Raw genomic sequence first — 23525 nt, forward strand, 5'->3', positions numbered from 1 at the left:
ACATGCCCGGCCTTTTGCGTTGCGGCTTCATCCGGCGTTCAGGTTTTCTTGAAGGCATCCATCAGTGCTGCGCCCAGCGCGCCGGTAGCGCCACCTTTATCCTGCGCCGGTTTCCCCTTGGGGCCAGCCGTCATCTTCCCCCGCGCAGGCGGTTTGCCACCGCGACGGTTGCCCGACCCCGGCCCCGGACCGGCGCCGCGTTCCTTGCGGTTTTCCCGGGCCGACGCGCCGCCGTCCTTTTTCATCGTCAGGGCGATGCGTTTACGCGGCACGTCCACCTCGGTCACCGTGACCTTCACCACCTGCCCGGCTTTCACCACCTCGTGCGGGTCCTTCACGAACCGGTCGGCCAGCTGGCTGACATGCACCAGGCCGTCCTGATGCACGCCAATGTCCACGAAGGCGCCAAAGGCCGCGACATTGGTCACCGTACCTTCCAGCACCATGCCGGGTTTCAGATCGGTGATCTCCTCAACCCCGTCGGTAAAGGACGCGGTGACAAAACTGGGGCGCGGATCGCGGCCGGGTTTTTCCAACTCGCTCAGGATGTCGCGCACCGTAGGCAGGCCAAAGCTCTCATCGACGAAGTCTTCGGCGCGGATGCCGCGCAGGGCGGTATTGTCCCCCATGATCTGACGGATATCCCGCCCGCAGGCCGTCACAATCTTGCGCGCAACGCCGTAAGCCTCGGGGTGCACAGAGGATGCATCCAGCGGCTCCTTGCCGTCCCGGATACGCAGGAAGCCCGCGCATTGTTCAAAAGCCTTGGGGCCAAGCCGCGCAACCTTCAGCAGCTCCTTTCGGGACTGGAACGCCCCGGCGGCATCCCGATGCGCCACGATCGCCTCGGCCAGCCCGGGGCCAAGCCCCGAGACATGCGCCAGAAGCGGCGCCGAAGCCATGTTGAGGTCAACGCCGACGGCGTTCACCACATCCTCGATCACCGCCTCCAGAGATTTCGACAGTTTGTGCTGATCGACATCGTGCTGGTACTGGCCAACGCCGATGCTCTTGGGCTCGATCTTCACCAATTCGGCCAACGGGTCCTGCAGACGGCGGGCAATGGAAACCGCGCCGCGCAAGGAAACATCGAGATCGGGAAATTCCCGCGCCGCCAGTTCGGAGGCGGAATAGACCGAGGCGCCCGCCTCGGAAACCACCACCTTGGTCGGCGCCTTGATCTTGGCAGGCAGGTTCTTCAGCACCTCGGCCACCATCCGCTCGGTCTCGCGAGAGGCGGTACCATTGCCGATGGCGATCAGCTCGACGCCGTGCTCCGCGATCAGCTTCAGGATCGATACCTGCGCCCCGCGCAAATCGTTCTTGGGCTGAAACGGATACAGCGTTTCTGTGGCCACCAATTTCCCGGTCGCATCAACCACTGCCGCCTTGACGCCGGTGCGAATGCCCGGGTCCAGCCCGAGGGTCGGCCGCGCACCGGCTGGCGCTGCGAAGAGGAGATCCTTGAGGTTGCGGGCAAAGACCTGGATCGCATCCTCCTGCGCCCTGGCGCGCAGATCGCCCATCAGTTCCAGCATCATCGACAGCGACAGTTTCACCCTCCAGGTCCAGCCTGCGACCTTGCGCAGCCATTTGTCGCCGGGCCCATCGCCGCCAGCCCCCAGAACTGCGGCCACCATGGCCTCGGCCTTTGCCACGCCCTCTTCCGGGTCGGGGCCGATATCCAGCGTCAGAACCCCTTCGTTCGAGCCGCGCAGCATCGCCAGCGCCCGGTGCGAGGGTACATCGGCCCAGCGTTCGCGATGATCGAAGTAATCAGAGAATTTGGCGCCTTCCTGCTCCTTGCCTTCGACCACCCGTGCGGTCAGCAGGGCGTCGCGCTGCAGGAACTCCCGCAGACGCCCCAGAAGGTCGGCGTTTTCCGTCAAGCGCTCGGTCAGGATATCGCGCGCACCGTTCAGGGCATCCTTCACCGTCGCCACCGCCTCGGTGATATAGCCTTCGGCCAACGCCTCGGGCTCAAGGTTGCGGTCGGCAAGGATCGCCTCGGCCAATGGTTCCAGCCCGTTTTCCCGCGCGATCATCGCCTTGGTACGACGCTTGGGCTTGTAGGGCAGATAGATATCTTCAAGCTGCGCCTTGGTCTCGGCCTTGGCAATCTTGGCAGCCAGATCGTCGGTCAGCTTGTCCTGACTGCGGATCGATTCGAGGATGGTTCCCCGGCGCGCTTCGAGTTCGCGCAGGTAGCACAGGCGCTCGTCCAGGGTCCGCAGCTGGGTATCGTCCAGCCCACCAGTCACCTCTTTGCGGTAGCGGGCGACAAACGGCACCGTCGCACCCTCATCCAACAACTGCACGGCGGCGCTGACCTGTTTGGCGGCAGCGCCGATTTCGGTTGCGATGGTCTGGGCGATGCGGGCGCTGATCTCGGGCGATGTATCCACGGGCGGGGTCCTCTTCCTTGGCGCGGTGATGGCGCGTGGAGACCCTTCTTAGCCTTGGCGACAGGAGCCGCCAAGGGGGTGACGAATGCACCTGCGCGCATCCGCCATTTTTCAGCCGTCAGGGCGCTCAGAAGTAGATGAAGTCATCCCAGCTGAGCTCAGAGGCACTGACATTTTCAAGCAGCACCGTATCGCCCGCGCCATAGCCAACCAGCGTGCCATCGACCACCGAGGTGATGGTGATGTCCCCCTGGGTCACAACCTGCATTTCCAGCAAGTCGACACCCACTTCGAAATCGGTGATGACGTCAGCGTTGCCGCCTTGCTCAAAGGCGAAGACATCGAACCCGACGCCGCCGCTCAGGATGTCATTTCCGGTACCGCCAGCCAAATAGTCAAAGTCGGCACCGCCGCTGATCACATCGTCGCCATCACCGCCAATCAGGTAGTCAAAACCATCGCCACCGGTGAGAACGTCATTGCCATCTTCGCCGAACAGGTTGTCGTCTCCTGCCCCGCCATCCAGTGTGTCGTGCCCGACCCCGCCATCCAGGCTGTCATGGCCCGCGCCACCAAATAGCGCATCCTCGCCTTCATTGCCCAGCAGGTCGTCATTCCCCGACTGGCCATAGACAACATCGTTGCCGCCATCGGCCCAGATGTAGTCATTGCCAAGACCGCCATCCAGCGTGTCAGCACCATAGTTGCTGGAGATGATATCGTCCTGGGCACTGCCGATGAGGCTGCTCGCCTCGATCCCTTCGATGGTGATGAAGCGGTTGCTGTAGAGGAAGGTCATCCCGCTGAAATCATAGTTTCCGCCGGCCTCCAGGCGCAGGCCTTCGTCTTGCCCGGCAACCCCCAGCTGGACCTGCTCGATACCACGAATCTCCGCTTCCGCGCCGATGCGGTTGTTGTCCCTGCCGGTGAATTTCAGCGTGTCGATCCCGGAGCCACCACTCACGACGCCATCCAGGCGCCCGTCCGCCGTCTCGTGCAGGATGAGATCATCGCCGCTGCCCCCGTGCAGGGAATCGCGGCCCTCGCCACCATCCAGAGTGTCACTGCCATTGCTGCCGGAGAGAAGGTCGTCGCCAGAGCTGCCAACCAGGTGATCATCGCCATCGCGTCCAAAGATGCGATCATCCCCAGCATCACCCCAGATGTAGTCATCGCCAAGGCCGCCATCCAACGTGTCGTCACCGTAGCTGCTGATGATACTGTCGTTCTGGGCACTGCCGGTGACCTTGGTCGCCAACGTGCCATCGACAAAGATATCGCCGGTGCTGTCGAGGAAAGTAATCGCGCTGAAATTGTAGGAGCCGCCAGCCTCAACCCGCAAATGGCCCGGTGTCTCCGCATCGCCCAGCTGGATCTGCTCGATGTCGATCAGCTTCGCATCCGCACCGATGGAGGCATTGTAGGGGCCGGTAAACCTCAGTGTGTCGATCCCGGTACCGCCGATCACGACGCTGTTCAGAGGTCCGTAAAGCGTGTTGTATTCGATCACGTCAGCGCTATCGGGATCCACCAGTGTAAAGTCCGACTGGTCGATATTGGCGGCATCGACGTTTTGCAGGAAGAAACTGTCACCTTCGCCATAGGTCACAAGGGTACCGCCCTCGACCGAGGAAATCGTGACATCGGACCAGGCCGCGCCCCGAATTTCCAGCGTATCCTGTCCATCGACAAAATCGGTGATGGTGTCCATCCCATCCCCGGAGCGGAAGGCAAAATGGTTAGCACCAGCACCGCCAGTCAGCCTGTCAGAGCCACTTCCCGCGTAGAGGGTGTCGTTGCCAAGACCGCCATCGATCACATCATCGTAAGCGGTTCCGAAAAGGATATCGTCTGCGTCTGTTCCAGTTTTAATATTCGCCATATCGCCGGTGTCCTCTGTTGAATATGGTATTTGCCATGCGTCAGCAAAAACCCGCACAGGGTGCATTTTCACCCATCAACACAACCCTATCGAGTCTTTGATGTTTCCAATTTTTCGCTTAGGGCGAGGTGGTCATCTGGGCAGAGGCTCCTTCTCGGCGTCGAATGGCCCTGATTTTGTTATCCCGGCGGGAAAGCCACGGCCCGAAGCGATGGGCACGATCCGCGTCCATCCGGGCCGGACATTTAAAAGAGACACTTTGAACTAAACTGCAGGCCACAGGGGCGCTGCCGCCATTGCCTCTTGCTCCTCGCGCCCGGCAGCCCTAGAACGCTGGGCAAACCAGATATTAGGAGCCGGCACCCATGCTCGACCTGACATATGAACTCCCCAAGCCCAAGGTGATCTCGGGCGCCAAGCATGACTGGGAACTGGTCATCGGCATGGAGGTGCATGCCCAGGTCAGCTCCAATGCGAAACTCTTCTCTGGCGCCTCGACCCAATTCGGCGCCGAGCCGAACTCCAACGTCTCCTTCGTGGATGCGGCGATGCCCGGCATGCTGCCAGTGATCAACGAATATTGCGTCGAACAGGCGGTGCGCACCGGGCTGGGCCTCAAGGCGGATATCAACCTCTGGTCAGCCTTTGACCGCAAGAACTACTTCTACCCCGACCTGCCACAGGGCTATCAGATCTCGCAGCTGTACCACCCCATCGTCGGCGAAGGCGAAGTACTGGTGGAACTGGGCGATGGCACCGCGCGCATGGTGCGCATCGAGCGTATCCACATGGAGCAGGACGCGGGCAAATCGATCCACGACATGGACCCCAACATGTCCTTTGTCGACCTCAACCGCACCGGCGTTTGCCTGATGGAGATCGTCTCCCGCCCCGACATCCGTGGCCCCGAGGAAGCCGCGGCCTATATCGCCAAGCTGCGCCAGATCATGCGTTACCTGGGCACCTGTGACGGCAACATGCAGAACGGCAACCTGCGCGCCGACGTCAACGTGTCGATCTGCCTGCCGGGCGCCTATGAGAAATACCAGGAAACCCAGGATTTCTCGCATCTCGGCACCCGCTGCGAGATCAAGAACATGAACTCCATGCGCTTCATCCAGCAAGCAATCGAGGTGGAAGCCCGCCGCCAGATCGCCATCGTCGAAGCTGGCGGAGAGGTCGAGCAAGAAACCCGTCTTTACGATCCGGACAAGGGTGAGACCCGCTCGATGCGCTCCAAGGAAGAAGCGCACGATTATCGCTATTTCCCCGATCCCGACCTGCTGCCGCTGGAGATCGAACAGGACTGGGTGGATGACATTGCCGCCAACCTGCCCGAGCTGCCGGATGAGAAAAAGGCCCGCTTCATCGCGGACTTCGGCCTCACCGATTATGACGCCTCGGTTCTGACCGCAGACGTGGAATCGGCCGCCTATTTCGACGAGGTCGCCAAGGGCCGTAACGGCAAGCTGGCCGCCAACTGGGTGATCAACGAGCTGTTCGGCCGCCTGAAGAAAGAAGACCACGACATCACCGACAGCCCGGTCTCCCCGGCGCAGCTGGGCGGGATCATCGATCTGATTTCCTCGGACGCCATCTCGGGTAAGATCGCCAAGGACCTGTTCGAGATCGTCTACACCGAAGGTGGCGACCCCGCGAAGATCGTCGAAGAGCGCGGCATGAAGCAGGTGACCGACACCGGTGCGATTGAGACCGCACTGGACGAGATCATCGCCGCCAACCCCGCGCAGGTGGAAAAGGCCAAAGTGAACCCGAAACTGGCGGGCTGGTTCGTTGGTCAGGTGATGAAGGCCACCGGCGGCAAGGCCAACCCCAAGGCGGTGAACGAGCTGGTCGCCAAGAAACTGGGCTAAGCCAAACACACCGATTACGAAAGGCGCTCCACCCGGGGCGCCTTTTTTGTTGCAGCCAACAAACCGCGCCAAACGCCCGGACGACAGGCCGGGCAGCCCCCGCCCGCCCCCGTCAAACCAAAGGTTTGCCTCCGGCAAAACGAGGGGGCTTTGCCCCCACCCCGGTTGGGCGCTGCCCTTCTTGTTTGATATCCGGACATCAACAGGCCTTTTTTCCAACGGCTTCCCCTTTGGCCAAGCAAGTGGCTTAGCTTCGCTGTTCTTCAGGTCTCGGATGCGGTCCTGCAATTTCCCTGCAATGGCAGACTGCAGGCTTTCATATTGGCGCGCCCCAGATCTCCCGCTGCTCCCAACTCGCCGCCCGCACTCCCTTTAGGTTGCAAGCCTGCCCTTGACCCTTGCTGCGCTCTGGCCCAGCCTGCCGCCCAACGAACACCTCTCTACGGAGCACCCCATGAAAACCCAATTCGATCAGGCCCTTCAGGAGCGCTTGGTGCGCTATGCCGCCATCGACAGTCAAAGCGATGAGACCTCGCCCTCCTCCCCCAGCACCGCGATCCAATTCGATATGCTGAACCTGATGGTCGAGGAGTTGAAAGAGATCGGCGCGCAGGATGTGGAGCTGACCGAATACGGCACGGTACTCGCCACCGTGCCCGGCACGGCAGAGGGGCCGACAGTGGGGTTCCTCGCCCATGTGGACACCGCGCCGCAGTTCAACGCCACAGGGGTCAAGCCACGCGTGATCAAGGGCTATAATGGCGGCGACATCACATATCCCGACAATCCCGATCTGGTGCTCTCGCCCAGGGACCACCCCTATCTGGCGGGCAAGGAAGGGCATGACCTGATCACCGCCTCGGGCACCACCCTGCTCGGCGCCGATGACAAGGCAGGCGTTGCCGTGGTAATGACGCTGGCGCAGCACCTGATCGACAATCCAGACATCCCCCATGGCCCCATCCGCATTGCCTTTACCCCGGACGAAGAGATCGGCCGCGGCGTCGATCCGCAACTGCCCAAGGATCTTGGCGTCGATTTCGCCTATACGCTGGATGGCAGCGATGTGGGTGAGATCATCTATGAAAGCTTCTCGGCCGACCGCGCCGTGGTAACGATCAAGGGAGTGTCGATCCACCCCGGCTGGGCCAAGGAGAAGATGGTCAACGCAGCGCATCTGGCGTCCAAGATCATCCAGACCCTGCCACAGGCCACGATGACGCCGGAAACGACCGATGAGCGCGAGGGTTTCCTGCATGTGACCGACATGAACGGTGGTTCCTCCGAGATGGAGATCAAGCTGATCCTGCGCGATTTCGAGCGGGACGGGCTGGCCGCCAAGGGGGAACTCTTGCGCAAGGTCTGCGACGCCGTGCAGGCAAGCGAACCGCGGGCGGAGATCACCTGCGAGATCTACCCGCAGTATCGCAACATGCGTTACTGGCTGGAGGATGACAAGACCCCGGTGGATCTGGCGCTGGAGGCCTGCAAGGCCAATGGGATCGAGCCGATCTCGATCCCGATCCGCGGCGGCACCGATGGATCGCGCCTGACCGAGCTTGGCGTGCCGACGCCGAATATCTTCTGCGGCATGCAATGCGTGCACGGACCGCTGGAATGGGTTTCGGTGCAGGACATGGCCGCGGCGACGAACGTCTGCCTGACTCTGTCGCAGCTGGCTGCGAAGAAGTAACCGGCCCCACCGCGCGGCGCCCTGTCGCCGCCACAGATGTAGAGAGAATGTCACGGCCTGCGCCGCGTTCCGGCGGCGCAGCTTGACCCCTCGCCTGCATCCGCTAAACCTTCGGGCTAGTCGTCAGGAGTCCGGCATGCAGCCTTATGAATACAAAGTGGTTCCCGCCCCGCATAAGGGCACCAAGGCCAAGGGCGTGAAAACCCCCGAGGATCGCTTTGCCAACTCGGTCGAGATCACGCTCAACCAGATGGCCGCCGAGGGCTGGGAGTACCAGCGCGCAGAATTGCTGCCCTCGGACGAACGTTCCGGGCTGACCGGATCGACAACCAACTGGCGCAACGTGCTGATTTTCCGCCGCGCACTGGCTGCCGCCCCCGCGCAGCAGCCCTCCGAAGCAGACCCGGCCGAGCCAGCCCCTGCCGCCTCGCCGCTGACGGCTACCGCTGGCGATCCCGAAGCCCCAGCGGGCGCAACGCCTGTTCCCGGTCCCGGCGCGGCGCAGATGCAGGGCGACGATGGCGTCGAAGAACTCAGCCCGGTTTCGGGCGTGACGACCGCGCTCAAAACCCGGGCCAGCCTGTCAGCGACGCGCGATCTGCCTGAAAAACCGACAGGCGATCCCGAAGACGACTCCGGAACCCGCTGAGGATACCGCGCCCGCCTGGGGCGCAATAAGCCGTGCTTAACTGCCGATATCCAGCGCCAGCGCGTGAATACGCGGCACGATATCGCCCAATGCCTTGTGGACCGCGCGGTGCTGCTGAACCCGGTTCATCCCGGCGAAGGCCGCAGCGCGGATTTTCACATTAAAGTGACTCTCACCCGCACCGTCATGACCGGCATGTCCGATATGGCTGTCGCTGTCGTCGACGACCTCCAGATGGCTGGGGTGGAACGCCTCTTGCAGGCGCATTTCCATTTCGCTCTTCACGCTCATTTTCCGCTCACTCTCATAAAAATTTCCCCTCCCCCCTTCTATCTTCTGCCCCTTAGACTAAACTGCTTGCTCCGAGTCGAGCAGATCCGTCTAGAAGGTGCGCCCCATGAGCAAATCAGATCCCTTTGGTTTCGATATGTCCGTCCGCTCCGCGAAAAAGAAAAACCCACGCGGGCGACGTGCCGTATCCGGAGCCTCAGAAACATCGGTGCGAACCTGCGCCAAGGACGGCTGCGAGGAAGCCGGTAAGTTCCGCGCCCCCAAAGCCCCCGATGTGCTGGATGAATACGTCTGGTTCTGTCAGGAACATATCCGGGAATACAATCAGAAATGGAACTTCTTCCAGGGCACGACCGAGGCTGAATTGAACGCACAGGCCTCCAAAGACAAGGTCTGGGAACGTCAGACCCGCCCGATGGGCGACCCCGAGGCCCGCGCCTGGGCGCGCCTGGGCATCGAGGACCCGCATCAGGTGCTGGGGGCCAATGCCACCCGCAACCCCGGCAAGAACGCGAAATCCGGCCGCCGCCTGCCCGCCACCGAGCGCCGCGCACTGGAAATCCTGGAAGCCCGTGACGACTGGTCCAAGGCCGAGATCCGCAAGGCCTACAAGAAACTGATCAAGGTTCTGCACCCGGATATGAACGGCGGCGACCGCAGTCAGGAAGAACAGCTGCAAGAGGTTGTCTGGGCCTGGGACCAGCTGAAAGAGAGCCGCAGTTTCAAATAACCGATCTGCGCATTTTGTGATCAGGGCCCCACCGGGGCCCTTTTTCGTTCAGGATCTGGCCGTCGTATATTCTTCGCTCTAAGCCCGTTTCAGCGCTCCCCGTATACGCTCATAGCCTCTGCCACAGCCCGCCAAACACGCATCCACCGCGGTGAGACGTCGCGCAATTGTACCGCTCACATACCTTTCGCTTGCCCTTCTCCGTCAGATCGGGCACCAATCCCCCGAATTACGCCCCCAGACCGCCGGGGCACAGAGATAAGGATCGACTGCTATGAGCGACGGCATGCTGGATATGAATGCGAAACCGACCGAGACCATTTCGGTCCGTGATGTGTTCGGGATTGACACCGACATGACCGTTAAGGGCTTTGCCGAAGGCTCTGACCGGGTGCCGGCGCTGGATCCGACCTACAAGTTCGACCCCGACACCACGCTGGCCATCCTTGCCGGCTTTAGCCACAACCGCCGCGTGATGATCCAGGGCTATCACGGCACGGGTAAATCGACCCACATCGAACAGGTCGCTTCCCGCCTCAACTGGCCCTCGGTGCGCGTCAACCTCGACAGCCACATCTCCCGGATCGACCTGATCGGTAAGGATGCGATCAAACTGCGTGACGGCAAGCAGGTCACCGAATTCCACGAAGGCATCTTGCCCTGGGCGCTGCGCAATCCGGTTGCCATCGTATTCGACGAATACGATGCGGGCCGTGCCGACGTGATGTTCGTGATCCAGCGGGTTCTGGAGCATGACGGCAAGCTGACCCTGCTCGACCAGAACGAGATCATCACCCCGAACCCCTTCTTCCGCCTGTTTGCCACCGCGAACACCGTCGGTCTGGGCGATACCACGGGCCTTTACCACGGTACCCAGCAGATCAACCAGGCCCAGATGGACCGCTGGTCGCTGGTCTCCACGCTGAACTACCTCAGCCACGATGCCGAAACCGCCATCGTCCTGTCCAAGGCACCGCATTACAACACCGAGAAGGGCCGCAAGATCGTCAGCCAGATGGTCACCGTTGCGGATCTGACCCGGACCGCCTTCATGAACGGCGACCTGTCCACCGTGATGTCGCCGCGGACCGTGATCAACTGGTCGCAGAACGCCGAGATCTTCCGTGATGTGGGCTATGCCTTCCGCCTGTCGTTCCTGAACAAATGCGACGAGCTGGAACGTCAGACCGTGGCCGAGTTCTATCAGCGTTGCTTTGACGAGGAACTGCCCGAAAGCGCGGCCAACGTCGCCTGAACCCGGTAAGGACACTCCCATGCATATCGGCCTGATCGGTGGAATCGGCGTTGCAGCCACGGTGGTCTATTACCAGCGGCTGACGGCGGCGATGACCGCACGGGGCCTGCCGCTGGAGCTGACCATCGTCCATGCCGATGTGCAGGAGCTGATCCGCAACAATCTGTCGGACAACCGCGCGGCGCAGGCCGAAATCTATGCCGGGCTGATCGACCGTCTGCGCGGCGCCGGGGCCGATTGCGTTGCCATCACCTCTTTGGGTGGGCATTTCTGTTTCGACGAAACGGTGGCGCTATCTTCCCTGCCGCTGGTCTCGGCCGTCACGCCGCTGGACGATTATTTTGCGGCACAGGGGCTGAACACCGTTGGCCTGCTGGGCACCCGCGTGGTGATGAAGACGGGCCTTTATGGGCAATTGAAGAAAACCCGCGCCATGGCGCTGGAGGATGAGATCGAGGACCTGGGCCAAAGCTATCAGGACATGGCCGTCGCCGGGGTCTGCACCCCGCAAAATCGGGCGCTGTTCCTAGATGCAGGACAGCGGATGGTCGATGGTCTGGGCGCCGATGCCATCGTGCTGGCGGGCACCGATCTCAACCTGGCGTTTGACGGGCAGGATCCGGGCTATAGGGTGGTAGATGCGCTGGATGTGCATGTGGACCTGCTGGCGCGGCTGGCGGCCGATGAAGCCGACCTCGATGAAGTGAGAGCGAAAATATGAGCAAACCGACCGACAACCCGGCAGATCCGTTCAAAAAGGCGCTGGCCGAAGCGACCAAGGTGATGGCCGACGATTCCGAACTGTCGGTCAGCTACACGGTCGACCCGGCCGGGCTTTCGGGCGATTCCATGCGCCTGCCGCAAGTCTCCCGCCGGATGACGCGCGAGGAAGTGCTGTTGGCCCGCGGCACTGCGGATGCGCTCGCTTTGCGCCACAAGTTCCACGACGATGCCGTCCACGCGAAATACGCACCGCAAGGCGAGATGGCCCGTGATCTTTACGAGGCGATGGAAACCGCCCGCTGCGAGGCGATGGGCGCGCGCCACATGCCGGGCACCGCCTCCAACATCGACGTCAAGATCCGCAACGAGGCGATCCGGCGCGGCTATGATCAGATGAAATCCTCGACCGAGGCGCCGCTGGCTGCTGCTGCGGGCTATCTGGTCCGGCAGATGGCCACGGGCCGCCCGCTGCCCGAAGGTGCCGCCAACGTGGCCGAGCTGTGGCGCGGTTATATCGAGGCCGAAGCCGGTGAAACGCTCGGCGACCTCGAAGAGAAGATTGCCGATCAGGCGGAATTCGCCCGCTTTGCCCGCCAGATTATCACCGATCTCGGCTATGGCGACCAGCTGGGCGATGACCCCGATCAGCCGGATGAGGATCAGGAAGACCAGGCCGAAGAGGACGCCGAAGAGCAGCAGGATCCCGACAGCTCCGGCGAAGATGATTCCGACGACGAACAGGCCGATGCGGATGCCGAACAGGCGCAGGAACAGCAGCAGGACGAAAGCCAGGCCCAGGTCTCGATGGACGAGATGGCTGAGGACGAGCTGTCGGAAGAAACCGAAATGCCCGATGGCGAGGCGCCGCTGGACCCGCCCCCGCCGCCGCCTGCCTCAGAAGCGGATCCCGACTACAAGGTGTTCCTGGACACCCACGACGAGGAAATCGCCGCAGAAGATCTGGCCGAACCAGCCGAGCTGGAGCGCCTGCGCGCCTATCTCGATCAGCAGCTGGAACCGCTGAAGGGCGCCGTTTCCCGCCTTGCCAACAAGCTTCAGCGCCGTCTTCAGGCGCAGCAGAACCGCTCCTGGGAGTTCGACCTGGAGGAAGGCATTCTGGACGCAGGACGTCTCGCGCGCGTTGTCGCCAACCCGACCACCCCGCTGTCGTTCAAACGCGAAAAGGATACCGAGTTCCGCGACACCGTGGTGACGCTGCTTCTCGACAACTCCGGCTCGATGCGGGGGCGTCCGATCTCGATCGCGGCGATTTGCGCCGACGTTCTCGCCCGCACCCTTGAACGCTGCAACGTGAAGGTCGAGATCCTCGGCTTTACCACCCGCGCCTGGAAGGGCGGCATGGCGCGCGAGGCCTGGCTGAACGAAGGCCGCCCGCAACAGCCTGGTCGTCTGAACGATCTGCGCCACATCATCTACAAGGGCGCCGATGTACCATGGCGCCGCGCGCACCCGAACCTTGGCCTGATGATGAAAGAGGGCCTGTTGAAAGAGAACATCGACGGTGAGGCGCTGGAATGGGCGCACCGCCGGATGGTCGGCCGTCCCGAGGCGCGCAAGATCCTGATGGTCATCTCGGATGGTGCCCCGGTGGATGACTCCACCCTGTCGGTGAACCCGGCGAACTTCCTGGAAAAACACCTGCGCGATGTGATCGCCATGGTGGAGAAGAAGAAACAGGTGGAGCTGCTGGCCATCGGCATCGGCCATGACGTCACGCGCTACTATGACCGCGCGGTGACCATCACCGATGTCGAACAACTTGCCGGTGCCATGACAGAACAGCTGGCGGCGCTGTTTGACAGCGACCCACGCGCCCGCGCCCGTGTCATGGGCATCAAGAAGGCCAGTTAAGAAAGCCCCGGCATGGCGCAGCGCAAGATCGAATATTTCTACTCCACCCATTCCGCCTATGCCTATCTCGGCTCCCGGCGGCTGGCAGAGATCTGCGCGGCCCATGACTGTACGCTGATCCACCGTCCCTTCCTATTGTCGCCGGTGGTGGAACAGGCAGGTGGGCGTCCCTTTGCCGGGCGCAGCCAGGCGCATGTCGATTACTTCTTCGGACGCGAGATCGAACGCTGGGCCGCCTATCGCGGTGTTCCGATCATTACCTACCGTCCGACCTACCATGACAACTCCCTGACCCTTTCCAGCGGCATGGTGATCATGGCCGAACGTCTGGGGCAGGACGTTGATGCCCTTACCCATGCGTTGCTTGAGGCGCATTGGCGCGATGACATCGACCTGATGAACCCCGAGCAGCTGTCACAGGCTGCACGAAACGCCGGGCTTGCCCCCGAACCGTTGCTTGAAGGTGCGATGGCGCCCGATGTGCAGGCGGTTCTACAGGCCAATACCGATGCGGCCCTGCGGATGCATCTGTTCGGATCACCGACCTATGTGCTGGATGGGGATCCCTATTACGGACAGGACCATCTGGAACTGCTGGAATTCGGCCTGCGCCAGCCCTTCCCCAACACGACCTTTCAGAACCCATCAGTCGACACGGTCTGAATTTCCCGGGTTGCACCCGGCCCCGCTTCGCTGTTCTCTGGCGCGGTTGACACCCGCCAACGCAGGAGGCTCCCCATGTTTCAGTCATTCGACGTCACCGCCCGCCCGGATCAGGGGCCGCCCCGGCTGCAGGCACTGCGCGCAGAGCTGGATCGGGAGGCGCTGGATGGATTCCTCGTGCCCCGCGCCGATGCGCATCAGGGCGAATACGTCGCCCCGCGGGACGACCGGCTTGCCTGGCTGACCGGCTTTACAGGCTCCGCAGGGTTTTGCGCGGCCATGGCCCATGTCGCGGGTGTCTTCATCGACGGACGCTACCGCACGCAGGTGAAACAGCAGGTCGCTGATGTCTATACCCCGGTGCCCTGGCCCGAGGTCCAGCTGCACGATTGGCTGAAGGAACAGCTGCCGGATGGCGGTCGCGTCGGGTTTGATCCATGGCTGCACGCCACCGGCCAGATCGCCGACCTGCGCAGACAGCTGGACGGCAGCGGCATCATGCTTGTGGATTGCGAAAACCTGGTGGACCGCATCTGGGAGGACCAGCCTGCACCGCCCGCAGAGCCCGTCATCGCCCACCCCGAGGCCTACGCCGGAGAGAGCGCCGCCGACAAATGCGGACGGCTGGCCAAGGGCCTGCGCGAGGCCGGACAAGAGGCCGCTCTGATCACCCTACCCGACAGCATCATGTGGCTGCTGAACATCCGCGGATCGGACATTCCACGCAATCCGGTCGCCCATGGCTTTGCCATCCTGCACAGTGATGCGCGTGTGGACCTGTTCATGGACCTGTCGAAACTGGAGGGGCTGGCGGATCATCTGGGCGCAGGCTTAACCGTACATCCACCTGCCGGTTTCCTGAATGCGGTGGGCGCGCTCAATGGCGCCGTGGCGGTGGACCGGGACAGCCTGCCGCAGATCGTTGCCGAGACTCTAGGCGACCGTCTTCGGCCGACAGGCGACCCCTGCGCCCTGCCCAAGGCCTGCAAGAACGCGGCAGAGATCGAAGGTAGCGCCGCCGCCCACCTGCGCGATGGCGCCGCTGTGGTGGAGCTGTTGGCTTGGCTCGACGACCAGGCCCCTGGCAGCATCACCGAAATCGACGTGGTCAAACAGCTGGAAACGCTGCGCCGCCGGGACGACAGGCTGCGCGATATCAGTTTTGACACCATTTCGGGCACCGGAGCCAATGGCGCCGTGATCCACTACCGCGTCACGGTCGAGACCGACACGGTACTGCAGGACGGCGATCTGCTGGTTCTGGACAGCGGCGGGCAGTATCTGGATGGCACCACCGACATCACACGCACCATTGCTATTGGCGCCCCGGGAGCCGAGGAACGCGCCGCCTTTACCCGCGTGCTGCAGGGCATGATCGCAATCTCGCGCCTGCGCTGGCCACAGGGACTGGCCGGGCGCGACATCGAGGCCATCGGGCGGATGCCGCTGTGGCTGGCCGGGCAGGATTTCAATCATGGTCTGGGCCATGGCGTCGGCGCCTACCTCAGCGTACACGAAGGCCCGCAGCGCCTCAGCCGTGCCTCTGCGGTACCGCTGCAGCCCGGCATGATATTGTCCAATGAACCGGGATATTACCGCGAGGGCGCCTTTGGCATCCGGATCGAGAACCTGATTGTCGCACAAAAGGCCCCTGCCCTGCCCGGCGGAGACGCAGAGCGGGACATGCTGGACTGGCGTACCTTGACCTTTGTCCCGATCGACCGGCGGCTGATTGACGCAGATATGCTATCAAGGGAAGAACGCGACTGGCTGAATGCTTATCATGCGCAGGTCGCCCAGAAAATCCGCCCGCAGATCAGCCCCGCCGCACAGGCCTGGCTGGATCAGGCGACTGCGGCGATCTGATACCCGGCTGATACATTGCCGGGGCAAGACATGCATACCAATGACGAGATGGGGAAAATCACATGAGCAAGATCCGAATTCGCAAGGCAGATGGCACCTGGGTGGTGCGCTCGGGCGGGGCCGTTCTGGGCGAAACCAACCGCGCATTGGAGCTGAGCGAAGAGGGTCATGCGCCGGTCATTTATTTTCCGCGCGAAGACATCGCCATGGCCTTTCTCGATCCCAGCAGCAAGACGACGCATTGCCCGCACAAGGGCGATGCCTCCTATTTTTCCATCGTGAACAAATCCTCGGTGACCGAGGACGCTGTCTGGAGCTATGAGGACCCAATCAGTGACGTGGGCGAAATAAAAGGCTATTTGGCGTTTTATCCCAGTGACTCGGTGAAGATCGAACAGATTTGAATCTGCCGGGTCAGCAGGGCCGCCTTTTACGGCACAGCTTCCAGGCGGCACAGCGTTTTACCGGCGCTGTGCCGTTTTCAAAGCCACTAAGAACCGATTGCAATCATTAAATTTTAACTGACCGACAGCGGTACCGCGCGACCTGCGCGTATTATTAACAATTATACAAAATTTTGGACCGCCTATACTTCCGTGCCCTTGCCAATGAGGGGTTCGAAGCTAGATCTCGGTCGGCACCTATTCCGGCGCCCACGGCCGGTCAAAGCGGCCCATCAGGACCGCCCCGATATCAGGATTTCAAAGTGGCCCAACAGCCTGAAAGCAGATCAGCCCTACAACAGTACAGAACGGACCAAATGCCGTTTTGCCTGTTCCAGAGCTTCCCCCGACCCAAAGACATTTGCGTCTCTGGCGCATTCGATTGCGTAGTTGACCAACGCTTCGAGGGCCGCCTGTTCTTTGTCCTGCTCGCTCGTTTTGTTTTGTACTTCGACCTCTTTCGGGTCGAATTTATAAGTACGCATATTTTCCCTTCCGCACCCCATTTACGCCCGTTGCCGTTAACTTTACTTAAAAAAGCGGTTCATCCAATCCAGCGAAAGAAAAAATTAATAAATGCGTGACGTAGATACATCTCAGTTGAGTGGTCGCCTGCTTCGGGTCTTTTTAACAGTTTACGATGAAATGTCTGTCAGCAAGGCGGCTGAGCAGCTGAACATCAGCCAATCCACCGTCAGTCACAACCTGGAAAAACTGCGCTGCATCATAGGCGACAAGTTGTTCGTGCAGGCCGGGCGCGGCATCGTGCCCAGCCCACGCGCGGAACGCCTGGTGCCCAAGGTCCGACGCCTGTTGGCCCAGATGGATGCGCTGGTGGACCATGGGGAATACGTCCCCGCCAATGACCCCGATCCGTTTGTGATCGCCACCAACGGCGGCGTTCTTGTCCCCGAGGTCAACCGAACCTGCACGCGCATCTGGCAGGAAGTTCCGAGAAAACGCATGGTGTTCCGCGAACTAGGCCCCAGCGCGAATGCCGAAAACCTGCTGGAGCGTGGGATTGCCGATTTTGCCATTGCCCCCCGCCCCGAAGTCTATCCCGCGACCCTGTGCCATGCGCATCTTTTCTCCGAGGGCTTCCGGGTCTTTTACGATCCTGAGGTGCGCGGACCGGTAAAGGACGTCTACGACTACTCTGGCGCCAGCCATGCCACGCTGGATTTCGGCGGCCCCTACAAAAGCACCGTGCAGAGCGCGCTGGAGGCCCTCAACCTGTCACGCGACATTGCCGTCAGCGTGCCGAATGTCTGGCTGCTGGCCGAAGTGATCCGTGGCACCGACACGGTTGCCACCCTGCCGGCCATGCTAATAAATTCTGCGTTCCGGGGGTTCAGCAGTTCACCGCTACCGCTGAGCGTTCCGGATGCAGAATTTGATCTGGTCTGGCATCGCCGGTTCGATGGATCATCCCGATTGGCATGGCTACGTGAGATTCTCACCGAAACCCTGAAACAGCCCGCCAGCTGAGGCACATCAGAACCGCCCCGGGTCTTAGCTGTGTTCCTCTGCAGCCGTTGCCACTAGGGCGCGGTTATAGGCCTTCAGCGCATCCACGTGGTAGAGCACCCCAAGAAGGCGGCCCTGCTGCTCAGCATCGCTCGGCGCGGGCACGTCATCCGGAGCAACCACCGGCAAGAACGGCACATCCGCCCGGTCGAACACCGGCAGCACCGCCTCCAGCGACTGATCGGGGCGCAGCATCAGTCCTTGATCAATCAGCGGAGCGCAGTCCTCTGGCGTGGCGCAGCGCGGATCCCCCAGCGGCCGCATCAACCCACCCACCTGCAACAGCGCCAGCAGATAGGCCTGCGGCCCGGCCGCGCAATGCAGATTGCGCCGCTCCAGCTGTGTCAGGAAGAACGACCGGTCCACCAGCCGCGAGGCCAGCGCCGTCGACAGGGAGACCGACACCATGACCGCAAGGCCGATCTGCCAGTCTCCGGTCAGCTCGAACACGATCAGCGTAGTCGAGATCGGCGCCCCTAGAACGGCTGCCGCGACCGCCCCCATGCCCGCAAAGGCGTAAAGCGTATGCGTCCCTGACACTTCCGGCAGGACCGAGGTCGCGATCAGCCCAAAGGACAGGCCGGTCATCGCCCCGATCATCAGCGACGGTGAAAACACCCCGCCCCCCATGCGTCCACCCATGGTGATGGCCACGGCAGCGGTTTTCACCACGGTGAACAGGATGGCCTGCGACAACACCAACCCACCGGTAAGCGCCAGCACCGTCGTCTCATAGCCAACCCCGATGATATGCGGAAACCAGATCGCAATCGCCCCCAGAAGAAATCCAGAGACCGCCGGGCGCAGCCAGCGCGGGATCGATAGAGCTGTCTGGATATCGGTTCCCACTCGATCTGCCCAAAAAATCGAGCGCATGAGCACCACGGCCACCAGTCCACAAATCAGCCCGAGCATCAAAAAGGCAGGTAGCTCCACATAGAACTGCAAGGCGCCCGGCGTGGTCAGCGTGAATTCCGTGACATCGCCATATTCCAACCGGTTGATCACCGTGCCCGCGACCGAGGCGATGGCGATGGGCGCAAAGGCATGCACAGCAAAATGCCGCAACACCACCTCAAGCGCGAACAGCGCACCGGCGATAGGCGCGTTGAAGCTGGCAGAAACTGCCGCTGCCACCGCACAGCCCAAAAGATCGCGCCCGGTGATGCCATCGGCCTTGATCCGGTCGCTGACCCAGCTGGAAATGACGCCTGCTAGGTGCACCACAGGTCCTTCACGGCCCGCCGATCCGCCGGTCGACAGCGTCAGGAAGGACGCCATGGCCGACCCAAGCCCGGCGCGAATTTCGACGCGGCCATTGCGCATTGCCGCCCCTTCGATCACATCGGCAACCGAACGCACCCGCCCATCGGGGGTGAAATTGTGCAGGATGATTCCGACGACCAGCCCACCCACGGTGGGGATCACCAGCAGCATGTACCACGGCAGATCCTGCGCGAAACTGTGCAGGAAATGAATATCCTCGGCGCCATAGATCCAAGCCTGAAAGGCGGTAATCCCCTTTCGGAACAGCAAGGCCGCAAAACCGGCAGAGATACCGATCAGCAAGGCGATCATCCAGAATTGAAACTGGCTTGGCCCGCGATGCAAAAGAATACGCCAGACATCGCGCAGCCATGCAAGACCCTGCATCGCCAGCACCTTTGCCCCGGTCCGGGAATTATGCTTCATTGTTCGCCTTCAGTTTCCTGCCCCCCTCAAAGCAGAGAAAAATTGCCAAACCACCAACACTGATCACACAGGACCGTGACCCGTGCGTCAGCCGGTCAGCAAGGCTCCGGCGGCGGCGCGCGCTTCTTTGGTGATGGTATCGCCAGACACCATCCGGGCGATTTCATCCACCCGTTCCGCATCATTCAGCGGCACCACCTCGGACAGGGTCATGCCATCGGTGACGCGTTTCTGCACCCGCCAGTGATGCGCGCCCTGGGCAGCGACCTGCGGCGAATGGGTGACGACCAGCACCTGCCCGCCCGAGGCAAGGGATTTCAGGCGCCGCCCCACCGCATCAGCAGTGGCACCACCGACCCCGCGGTCGATTTCGTCAAAGATCAGCGTCTTGTCGCGATCCTCGCCGCGCAAGCAGACCTTCAGGGCCAGCAGGAAGCGGCTCAGTTCCCCGCCCGAGGCGATCTTATTGAGCGGACCCGCCGGGGCACCGGGATTGGTCGCCACGGTAAAGGCAACATCGTCGTGGCCCTCCGGGCCCGGGGCGCCTGCGGTGATCCGGGTTTCAAAAACCGCGCGCTCCATCTTGAGGGGCGCCAGTTCAGCCATCACCGCTGTGTCCAGCGCCAGCGCGCTGTCGCGGCGCGCGGCACTCAGCGTCTCCGCAGCCGCTGCATAAGCCGCCTCGGCGTCGCGCAGTGCGGCCTCCTGATCGGCCAGATCCTTATCGCCTGCATCCAGTGCCGCCAGTTTTTCGCGCAGGGTATCGGCATAGGCGGCCAGATCATCAGGCAGAACGTCATGCTTGCGCGCCAAGGCACGGATCGCAAACAGTCGCTCTTCGCAATCTTCCAGATCGCCTGGATTGAAATCGAGCGCAGAAAGAACCCGTTCGACGCCATCCTGCGCATCGCCCAGTTCAATCATCGCCCGGCTGAGCGCCGCCAGCGGCTCTGTCAGCCCGATCTCCTCGGCGCCCTCAACACCTTCCAGCCAGCGCTGCGCCTCGCCCAGCGACGGATCGGCCCCCTCGCTCAGCAGCGCGTGAGCACGGGCGATATCGCCGCGGACCCGCTCTGCCCCCTGCATCTGGCGGCGGCGCGCATCCAGCGTCTCGTCCTCGCCTGGCTCCGGGTTCAGCTTGTCCAGTTCCTCAACGGCGTGACGCAGGAATTCCTCTTCGGCGCGCACCGCATCCAGTGCGGCGCGGGTGGCCTCCACCGTCTTGCGGGCCTTGGCGGCCGTCGCCCAGGCCGCACGGGTCTGCAACAGCAGGTCCGGCACCGCGGCAAAGGCATCCAGCAGGCTACGGTGGCCCTTGGGGTTCAGAAGGCCTCGATCATCGTGCTGGCCATGCAGTTCCACCAGAGTTTCCGACAGGGCGCGCAGCACCTCACCCGAGCAGCGCCGATCGTTCACCCAGGCGGTCTTGCGGCCCTCGGCAGTATTGACGCGGCGCAGGATCAGTTCGCGCCCGGCAGGCAGGCCTGCCTCTTCCAGAACCGCGTGGGCCGGATGGCCCTCGGACAGTTCGAATTCCGCCACCACCTCGCCCTGCGAGGCGCCCTGACGCACCAGTTCGGCGCGACCGCGCCAGCCCAGTACAAAGCCAAGGGAGTCGAGAAGGATCGATTTACCGGCGCCGGTTTCGCCGGTCAGCACGTTGAGACCGGCCTGAAAGTTCAGCTCCAGATGGTCGATGATCAGAATATCGCGGATATCAAGCGCGCGCAGCATTACTTTGCTCCGTTGCAAACGCTGTTACAGCCACTCGCCCTTGATCGACTGGCGATAGATCTGGCTCAGCCAGTTGTTCCCCCGGTCACGCATCTTCAGACCCTGCGACGTCAGCAGTTTATAGCTGTCCTCGTACCACTCTGTCGATTGATAGTTGTGCCCCAGGATCGCGCCGGCGGTCTGCGCCTCATCCACCAGACCCAGCGACAGATAGGCCTCGACCAGTCGGTGCAGCGCCTCTGGAGTGTGGCTGGTGGTCTGGAAATCCTCCACCACCACACGGAAGCGGTTGATCGCCGACGTGTAGTGTTTGTGGCGCAGGTAGTAGCGCCCGATTTCCATTTCCTTCCCCGCCAGATGGTCGAAAGCAAGATCGAACTTCAGGATTGCCGAGTTGGCATATTCGCTGTCGGGGTAAACCTCGATCACGGTGCGCAGAGCCTGCAGCGCCTGGAAGGTCAGCCCCTGATCGCGGCCGACTTCGTCGATCTGGTCATAAAAGCTCAGCGCCAGAAGGTATTGCGCATAGGCGGCGTCTTCGTCGGTCGGATAGAAATCGATGAACCGCTGCGCGGCGGCGCGGCTGTTTTCGTAATCCTTGGCACGGTGATAGGAAAAGGCCTGCATGATCAGCGCTTGTTTCGCCCATTCAGAATAGGGATAGAGGCGCTCGATCTCGGAGAAGTAAAAGGCCGCGTCCTTGGAACGACGGCGTTCCAGTTCGAACTCGCCGCGTTCAAAGATCTGTTTGGGGGTATAGCCGTCCAGCGCGCCTGCCTTTTCGGCCGCGCCACCGTCGCCGCCGCAGCCCGACAATGCAGCCATCAGAACAACCGCACCGATCCATTTGGCTCCTGCCCTGATGCCGATCATCTTTGCCTTACCTCACCGCATTTGACTCGCGGGTGTCCACCCCGGTTATGCCCGGTCTAGCACATTCAATTGGCGTGCAAAACGCCTTTAACCCACTTCGCCCTCACTTGGCAGAGATTGTCGGCCCGGGTCAAGCCTGCGGCGCCCCAGCGGTCGGTGCCGGACCACAGGGACAAATGAAAAAGGGCACCTAAGTGCCCCTGTCCGTCTTCCATCGGTGTCCTGATGATTGCGCTGATCCCTGCAGGGATCAGGCGACCTTGCGGATGGCTGCGGGAATTTCCCCCCAAACCAGCCCCTGCCCCGGCAGGCGGGCCACCATAGCCGCATCACACTCTACCAGACGCACCGCGCCGGGGGTTGCGAACAGCGCCCGCAGCAGGGTGTTGGTCAGGGCATGACCAGCACGCTCACCGATATAGCGCCCCATCAGCGGCGCACCGGCCAGCGCCAGGTCACCCAGCGCGTCCAGCATCTTGTGACGGACCGGCTCATCCGAATGGCGCAGACCTTCGCCGCTTTCGACCTCTTCACCATCGAAAACAACAGCGTTCTCGCCCGGCACACCGCCAAGAGCCAGGCCATTGGCCTGCATCGCCTCGACATCAGCGCGGCGGCAGAATGTACGGCTGTCGCACAGCTCGCGGGCGAAGGCTCCATTGCGCAGGTCCAGCGTCTTGCTCTGGCGTCCAATCGCCTGCTCAGCGAAATCAATGTGGAATTCGATCATCAGTCGGTCGCAGGGCAGAATGGTCGCCTTTGCGCCATCTTTTTCGACGCTGACCTCTTTCAGAACCTGCAGAACCTGCACCGGAGCAGACAGGCGACGCACGCCTTTCTGCATGATCCCGCGCACAAACAGCGCCGAGGAGCCATCAAGGATCGGCACTTCGGGTCCATCGATTTCAATCAGGGCGTTGTGCACACCACAACCAGCCAGTGCGGCCATCACGTGCTCAACGGTAGATACCGACACACCGGCGGCGTTGACCAGACGGGTGCACAGGGCAGTGCGCTCCACATAGTCCCAGCGGGCCGGGATGACAGAATTGCCCAAAGCGATATCGGTCCGTTTGAAACGGATGCCATGATCCGCCGCAGCCGGTTTCAGAACCATCCGCGCAGGCTGGCCGGAATGCAGGCCAGCGCCTTCAAATGTCACCGATGCTTTCAGGGTATTCTGCACCTTGTGCCTCTTTCTTCTGGGTCCGGCCATCTGGGGCCGTGTTGCCGATGATAGGTAAGGAAACGGGCACGCGGGCTCAACTCAATCTTTGTAACGGATTGAAACATCCCTGTAACGAATAGGCAAAACACTGCCTAGATGCGCGCAACCTTCTGTAACAAAAGGAA

Annotated in this window: 19 protein-coding genes; 11 read left to right on the forward strand and 8 right to left on the reverse strand. The window is 62.0% G+C overall.

Annotated features, from left to right (window positions below; genetic code table 11):
• Nucleotides 1-38 precede the first annotated feature (38 nt).
• Both SM764_RS20480 and SM764_RS20485 read right to left on the reverse strand, forming a co-directional pair.
• Nucleotides 39-2405 carry a Tex family protein gene (locus SM764_RS20480; protein WP_369002627.1) on the reverse strand — a complete coding sequence of 789 codons (2367 nt, stop codon included), beginning with the start codon at nt 2403-2405 and terminating at the stop codon, nt 39-41.
• Nucleotides 2406-2532: 127 nt separating this feature from the next.
• Nucleotides 2533-4287, reverse strand: a complete 1755-nt coding sequence (locus SM764_RS20485; protein ID WP_369002628.1) for a calcium-binding protein — start codon at nt 4285-4287, stop codon at nt 2533-2535.
• A gap of 365 nt (nt 4288-4652) precedes the next feature.
• On the opposite strand from SM764_RS20485, the gene gatB reads away from it, so the two are divergent.
• From gatB to SM764_RS20500, 3 genes are all read left to right on the forward strand, one after another.
• The gene (gatB, locus tag SM764_RS20490) at nt 4653-6161 is read left to right on the forward strand and encodes an Asp-tRNA(Asn)/Glu-tRNA(Gln) amidotransferase subunit GatB (protein ID WP_369002629.1); all 1509 of its coding nucleotides are present in this window, start codon (nt 4653-4655) and stop codon (nt 6159-6161) included.
• Between the two features lie 454 nt (nt 6162-6615).
• Complete coding sequence (gene pepT / locus SM764_RS20495) at nt 6616-7854, forward strand: peptidase T (protein ID WP_369002630.1); 1239 nt, start codon at nt 6616-6618, stop codon at nt 7852-7854.
• 136 nt (nt 7855-7990) lie between these two features.
• The gene (locus SM764_RS20500) at nt 7991-8503 is read left to right on the forward strand and encodes a DUF4177 domain-containing protein (protein ID WP_369002631.1); all 513 of its coding nucleotides are present in this window, start codon (nt 7991-7993) and stop codon (nt 8501-8503) included.
• Between the two features lie 36 nt (nt 8504-8539).
• On the opposite strand, the gene SM764_RS20505 is transcribed toward SM764_RS20500, so the two are convergent.
• Entirely contained in the window at nt 8540-8794 is a 255-nt protein-coding gene (locus SM764_RS20505) for a BolA family protein (protein ID WP_369002632.1), read from the reverse strand.
• Between the two features lie 106 nt (nt 8795-8900).
• On the opposite strand from SM764_RS20505, the gene SM764_RS20510 reads away from it, so the two are divergent.
• The 7 genes from SM764_RS20510 (at nt 8901) to SM764_RS20540 (ending at nt 16307) form a co-directional block, all read left to right on the forward strand.
• Nucleotides 8901-9524, forward strand: coding sequence for a J domain-containing protein (locus SM764_RS20510; protein WP_065273068.1), 624 nt, complete (start codon nt 8901-8903; stop codon nt 9522-9524).
• Between the two features lie 274 nt (nt 9525-9798).
• Nucleotides 9799-10779, forward strand: coding sequence for a cobaltochelatase subunit CobS (cobS, locus tag SM764_RS20515; protein WP_065273067.1), 981 nt, complete (start codon nt 9799-9801; stop codon nt 10777-10779).
• 19 nt (nt 10780-10798) lie between these two features.
• Nucleotides 10799-11500, forward strand: a complete 702-nt coding sequence (locus tag SM764_RS20520; RefSeq protein WP_369002633.1) for an aspartate/glutamate racemase family protein — start codon at nt 10799-10801, stop codon at nt 11498-11500.
• Nucleotides 11497-13374 (forward strand): cobaltochelatase subunit CobT, encoded by a 1878-nt coding sequence (gene cobT / locus SM764_RS20525; protein WP_065273065.1) that lies wholly within the window; start codon nt 11497-11499, stop codon nt 13372-13374. The genes SM764_RS20520 and cobT overlap by 4 nt, the downstream gene beginning before the upstream one ends.
• Before the next feature lie 12 nt (nt 13375-13386).
• Complete coding sequence (locus SM764_RS20530) at nt 13387-14037, forward strand: 2-hydroxychromene-2-carboxylate isomerase (RefSeq protein ID WP_369002634.1); 651 nt, start codon at nt 13387-13389, stop codon at nt 14035-14037.
• 75 nt (nt 14038-14112) lie between these two features.
• On the forward strand, nt 14113-15903 hold the full coding sequence (locus SM764_RS20535; RefSeq protein WP_369002635.1) for an aminopeptidase P family protein: 1791 nt from the start codon (nt 14113-14115) through the stop codon (nt 15901-15903).
• Nucleotides 15904-15965: 62 nt separating this feature from the next.
• Nucleotides 15966-16307 carry a DUF427 domain-containing protein gene (locus SM764_RS20540; protein WP_274828896.1) on the forward strand — a complete coding sequence of 114 codons (342 nt, stop codon included), beginning with the start codon at nt 15966-15968 and terminating at the stop codon, nt 16305-16307.
• A 332-nt stretch (nt 16308-16639) separates the two neighbouring features.
• On the opposite strand, the gene SM764_RS20545 is transcribed toward SM764_RS20540, so the two are convergent.
• The gene (locus tag SM764_RS20545) at nt 16640-16831 is read right to left on the reverse strand and encodes a hypothetical protein (protein WP_065273789.1); all 192 of its coding nucleotides are present in this window, start codon (nt 16829-16831) and stop codon (nt 16640-16642) included.
• 91 nt (nt 16832-16922) lie between these two features.
• Between SM764_RS20545 and SM764_RS20550 the strand changes: the two genes are divergently transcribed.
• Nucleotides 16923-17834: a LysR family transcriptional regulator gene (locus tag SM764_RS20550; RefSeq protein ID WP_274828898.1), complete on the forward strand. Its 912-nt coding sequence runs from the start codon at nt 16923-16925 to the stop codon at nt 17832-17834.
• A gap of 24 nt (nt 17835-17858) precedes the next feature.
• On the opposite strand, the gene SM764_RS20555 is transcribed toward SM764_RS20550, so the two are convergent.
• The 4 genes from SM764_RS20555 to lpxC form a co-directional block, all read right to left on the reverse strand.
• Nucleotides 17859-19565 carry a chloride channel protein gene (locus SM764_RS20555; protein WP_368999145.1) on the reverse strand — a complete coding sequence of 569 codons (1707 nt, stop codon included), beginning with the start codon at nt 19563-19565 and terminating at the stop codon, nt 17859-17861.
• An 87-nt stretch (nt 19566-19652) separates the two neighbouring features.
• The gene (recN, locus tag SM764_RS20560) at nt 19653-21299 is read right to left on the reverse strand and encodes a DNA repair protein RecN (RefSeq protein WP_369002636.1); all 1647 of its coding nucleotides are present in this window, start codon (nt 21297-21299) and stop codon (nt 19653-19655) included.
• Nucleotides 21300-21323: 24 nt separating this feature from the next.
• Nucleotides 21324-22172, reverse strand: coding sequence for an outer membrane protein assembly factor BamD (locus SM764_RS20565; RefSeq protein ID WP_369002637.1), 849 nt, complete (start codon nt 22170-22172; stop codon nt 21324-21326).
• 250 nt (nt 22173-22422) lie between these two features.
• On the reverse strand, nt 22423-23388 hold the full coding sequence (lpxC, locus tag SM764_RS20570; protein WP_274831779.1) for a UDP-3-O-acyl-N-acetylglucosamine deacetylase: 966 nt from the start codon (nt 23386-23388) through the stop codon (nt 22423-22425).
• Nucleotides 23389-23525 lie beyond the last annotated feature (137 nt).

Source organism: Pseudophaeobacter sp. 1A16562 (assembly GCF_041008785.1).
Taxonomy (GTDB): Bacteria; Pseudomonadota; Alphaproteobacteria; order Rhodobacterales; family Rhodobacteraceae; genus Phycobacter; species Phycobacter gallaeciensis_A.

Bases quoted from the DNA above. Each gene is read 5' to 3' on its own strand.
- SM764_RS20565 (WP_369002637.1), bottom strand. From the start codon at position 22,172: ATGATCGGCATCAGGGCAGGAGCCAAATGGATCGGTGCGGTTGTTCTG.
- SM764_RS20500 (WP_369002631.1), top strand. From the start codon at position 7,991: ATGCAGCCTTATGAATACAAAGTGGTTCCCGCCCCGCATAAGGGCACC.
- cobS (WP_065273067.1), top strand. From the start codon at position 9,799: ATGAGCGACGGCATGCTGGATATGAATGCGAAACCGACCGAGACCATT.
- SM764_RS20535 (WP_369002635.1), top strand. From the start codon at position 14,113: ATGTTTCAGTCATTCGACGTCACCGCCCGCCCGGATCAGGGGCCGCCC.
- SM764_RS20545 (WP_065273789.1), bottom strand. From the start codon at position 16,831: ATGCGTACTTATAAATTCGACCCGAAAGAGGTCGAAGTACAAAACAAA.
- SM764_RS20520 (WP_369002633.1), top strand. From the start codon at position 10,799: ATGCATATCGGCCTGATCGGTGGAATCGGCGTTGCAGCCACGGTGGTC.
- pepT (WP_369002630.1), top strand. From the start codon at position 6,616: ATGAAAACCCAATTCGATCAGGCCCTTCAGGAGCGCTTGGTGCGCTAT.
- SM764_RS20555 (WP_368999145.1), bottom strand. From the start codon at position 19,565: ATGAAGCATAATTCCCGGACCGGGGCAAAGGTGCTGGCGATGCAGGGT.
- SM764_RS20485 (WP_369002628.1), bottom strand. From the start codon at position 4,287: ATGGCGAATATTAAAACTGGAACAGACGCAGACGATATCCTTTTCGGA.
- SM764_RS20510 (WP_065273068.1), top strand. From the start codon at position 8,901: ATGAGCAAATCAGATCCCTTTGGTTTCGATATGTCCGTCCGCTCCGCG.
- lpxC (WP_274831779.1), bottom strand. From the start codon at position 23,388: ATGGCCGGACCCAGAAGAAAGAGGCACAAGGTGCAGAATACCCTGAAA.
- cobT (WP_065273065.1), top strand. From the start codon at position 11,497: ATGAGCAAACCGACCGACAACCCGGCAGATCCGTTCAAAAAGGCGCTG.
- SM764_RS20505 (WP_369002632.1), bottom strand. From the start codon at position 8,794: ATGAGCGTGAAGAGCGAAATGGAAATGCGCCTGCAAGAGGCGTTCCAC.
- SM764_RS20530 (WP_369002634.1), top strand. From the start codon at position 13,387: ATGGCGCAGCGCAAGATCGAATATTTCTACTCCACCCATTCCGCCTAT.
- gatB (WP_369002629.1), top strand. From the start codon at position 4,653: ATGCTCGACCTGACATATGAACTCCCCAAGCCCAAGGTGATCTCGGGC.
- recN (WP_369002636.1), bottom strand. From the start codon at position 21,299: ATGCTGCGCGCGCTTGATATCCGCGATATTCTGATCATCGACCATCTG.
- SM764_RS20540 (WP_274828896.1), top strand. From the start codon at position 15,966: ATGAGCAAGATCCGAATTCGCAAGGCAGATGGCACCTGGGTGGTGCGC.
- SM764_RS20550 (WP_274828898.1), top strand. From the start codon at position 16,923: ATGCGTGACGTAGATACATCTCAGTTGAGTGGTCGCCTGCTTCGGGTC.